This is a genomic window from Streptomyces sp. UNOC14_S4, from assembly GCF_020740835.1.
GTDB lineage: Bacteria > Actinomycetota > Actinomycetes > Streptomycetales > Streptomycetaceae > Streptomyces.
Genome location: NZ_JAINFC010000755.1, coordinates 1 through 2,623, shown reverse-complemented (window position 1 = coordinate 2,623; position 2,623 = coordinate 1). Strand labels below are relative to the sequence as shown.

Genomic DNA, 2,623 nt, shown 5'->3' with positions numbered 1-2,623 from the left:
CTCCCGAAGCTCCGCCCGGACCGGTCCGAACCCCCGCAGACCGGTCCGGGCGGACGTGTGTCCCCCGTCTTTCCCGTGCTCTTCCCCGTGATCTCCTCGGTGATCTTCCGCATGCCCCTCCGGCGGGACGGGGACGCGTGCGAAACTACAAGGACGGCTGCCGTGTCCACGGCAGCCGTCGTGCCGGTGCCGGTGCCGGAGCCTGCGGGCCGGGCACGGCCCGGAAGCGGGCAGCGAGCGGGAGGACGGGGAAGACATGCGGGTCGGGGCCGCGACATGAGAATGCTGCACACCTCCGACTGGCACCTCGGGCGCTCCTTCCACCGGATGAGCCTGCTCCAGGGGCAGCGGGAGTTCATCGACCACCTCGTGGCGACCGTCCGCGCGCGGGAGGTCGACGTCGTGCTCGTCGCCGGGGACGTCTACGACCGCGCGGTACCGCCGCTGGCCGCCGTCGAGCTCTTCGATACGGCCCTGCACCGGCTCGCCGAGGCCGGTGTGCCCACCGTGATGATCTCCGGCAACCACGACTCGCCCCGCCGCCTGGGCGTCGGGGCCGGGCTGATCGAGCGGGCCGGGATACATCTGCGGACCGCCCCCGCGGAGTGCGGCACCCCCGTCGTCCTCGCCGACGAGCACGGTGACGTCGCCTTCTACGGTCTGCCCTATCTGGAGCCGTCGCTCGTGCGTGCCGAGTTCGGCACGCCCCGCGGCGGGCACCAGGCGGTGCTGGCCGCGGCCATGGAGCGGGTACGGGCCGACCTGGCGGGGCGGCCCGCGGGCACCCGGTCCGTCGTGCTCGCCCACGCCTTCGTCACCGGCGGCGCGAGCAGCGACAGCGAGCGCGACATCAGCGTGGGCGGGGTCGCCTCCGTCTCCCCCGAGGTCTTCGACGGCGTCGACTACGCCGCGCTCGGCCACCTCCACGGCTGCCAGACGGTCACCGAGCGCGTGCGCTACTCGGGCTCGCCGCTCGCGTACTCCTTCTCCGAGGCCGCCCACCGCAAGACCATGTGGCTCGTCGACCTCGGCGCGGGCGGCGAGGTGACCGCCGAGCGGATCGACTGCCCGGTGCCGCGCCCGCTCGCCCGCATCCGCGGCCGCCTCGACGAACTGCTCCAGGACCCGCGCCTGGAGCGGCACGAGGAGGCGTGGGTCGAGGCCACCCTGACCGACCCGCACCGCCCCGACGAGCCCATGGCCCGGCTCGCGCGGCGCTTCCCGCACGTGGTGAGCCTCGTCCTCGAACCGGAGCGGCCGCCCGAGGACCCGCTCGCCTCCTACGCCCAGCGGCTCCGCGGCCGCTCCGACCACGAGATCGCCGAGGACTTCGTGGCACACGTGCGCGGCGGCCGGGGGCCGGACGCCTCCGAGCGCACGGTGCTGACGGGCGCCGTCGACTCCGTACGGCTGGCCGAGACCGCCGCGGAGGAGACGCGATGACCACGCGGAACACCTCCGGACCGATCCGATCCGGCGAGGAGACGCGATGAGGCTGCACCGGCTCACCATCGAGGCCTTCGGGCCCTTCGGCGCGAAGCAGCAGATCGACTTCGACGAGCTGGCGGCCGGAGGGCTCTTCCTGCTGCACGGCCCCACCGGCGCGGGCAAGACCTCCGTCCTCGACGCGGTCTGCTACGCCCTCTACGGCGGCGTGCCCGGGGCCCGCCAGGGCAGCGGCCTCGCGCTGCGCAGCGACCACGCCGCCCCCGGCACCCGCACCCGGGTCACCCTCGACCTGACCGTCGGCGGCAGGCGCCTGGAGATCACCCGGCGGCCGGAGCAGCTGCGCCCCAAGCAGCGCGGTGCCGGATTCACCCGCGAGCGGGCGCACAGCGAGCTGAGCGAGCTCGGCGCCGACGGGCAGTGGCACGGGCTCAGCCGCTCCCACCAGGAGATCGGTGAGGAGATCGCCCAGCTGATCGGCATGAGCCGGGAGCAGTTCTGCCAGGTGGTGCTGTTGCCGCAGGGCGACTTCGCCCGCTTCCTGCGCGCCGAGGACACCGCGCGCGGCAAGCTGCTCGGCAAGCTCTTCGACACCAGCCGCTTCGCCGCCGTCGAGGAGCACCTCGCCGAGCTGCGCCGCGCCGCCGAGCAGCAGGTGCACAGCGGGGACGAGCAGCTTCTCGCCCTCCTCCACCGGATGCAGCAGGCCGTGGGCGACGCCTCGCTGCCCACGCCGGGCGCGCCCGCCCTCGTACCGGAGCAGCGCACCGCCACTTCCCGTACCCGCACCTCCTCTCGTACGGCCAAGGCCGCGGGCGCTTCCCTGTCGCCCGGCGACGCGGGGCTGGCCGAGGCCGTGCTGGAGTGGGCGGCGCTGGCACGCGCGAGCGCGCGGGAGCGGTACGGCATCGCGGCCGTGGCCCTGCGCACCGCCGAGGAGGGGCACCGCGCCGCGCAGCGGCACGCCGAGGCCACGCGTGAACTGGCCGCGCTCCAGCACCGGCACGCGACGGCCCGGCAGCGTGCCGCCGGGTTCGACGGGAGCCGCGCCGAGCGCGAGGAACTGCGCGGGCGCCTGGAGCGGGCCGTCGCCGCCGCGGCCGTCGTCCCCGCCCTGGAGCTGTACGAGGAGGCCGGGCGCGCCCACCGCGCGGCGGCCGACGCCGAGCGGCGGGCC

Annotated in this window: 2 protein-coding genes; both read left to right on the top strand. The window is 75.6% G+C overall.

What is annotated here, in order from left to right:
• Positions 1 to 276: 276 nt before the first annotated feature.
• A complete protein-coding gene (locus K6I34_RS35335) occupies positions 277 to 1,443 on the top strand; it encodes an exonuclease SbcCD subunit D (protein WP_229332122.1) in 1,167 nt (388 codons plus the stop codon).
• A 46-nt stretch (positions 1,444 to 1,489) separates the two neighbouring features.
• The coding region (locus tag K6I34_RS35330) for an AAA family ATPase (RefSeq protein ID WP_229332121.1) at positions 1,490 to 2,623 on the top strand (1,134 nt) is incomplete at its 3' end.

Coding starts and splice junctions, on each gene's coding strand:
- K6I34_RS35335 (WP_229332122.1), top strand. CDS start 277: ATGAGAATGCTGCACACCTCCGACTGGCACCTCGGGCGCTCCTTCCAC.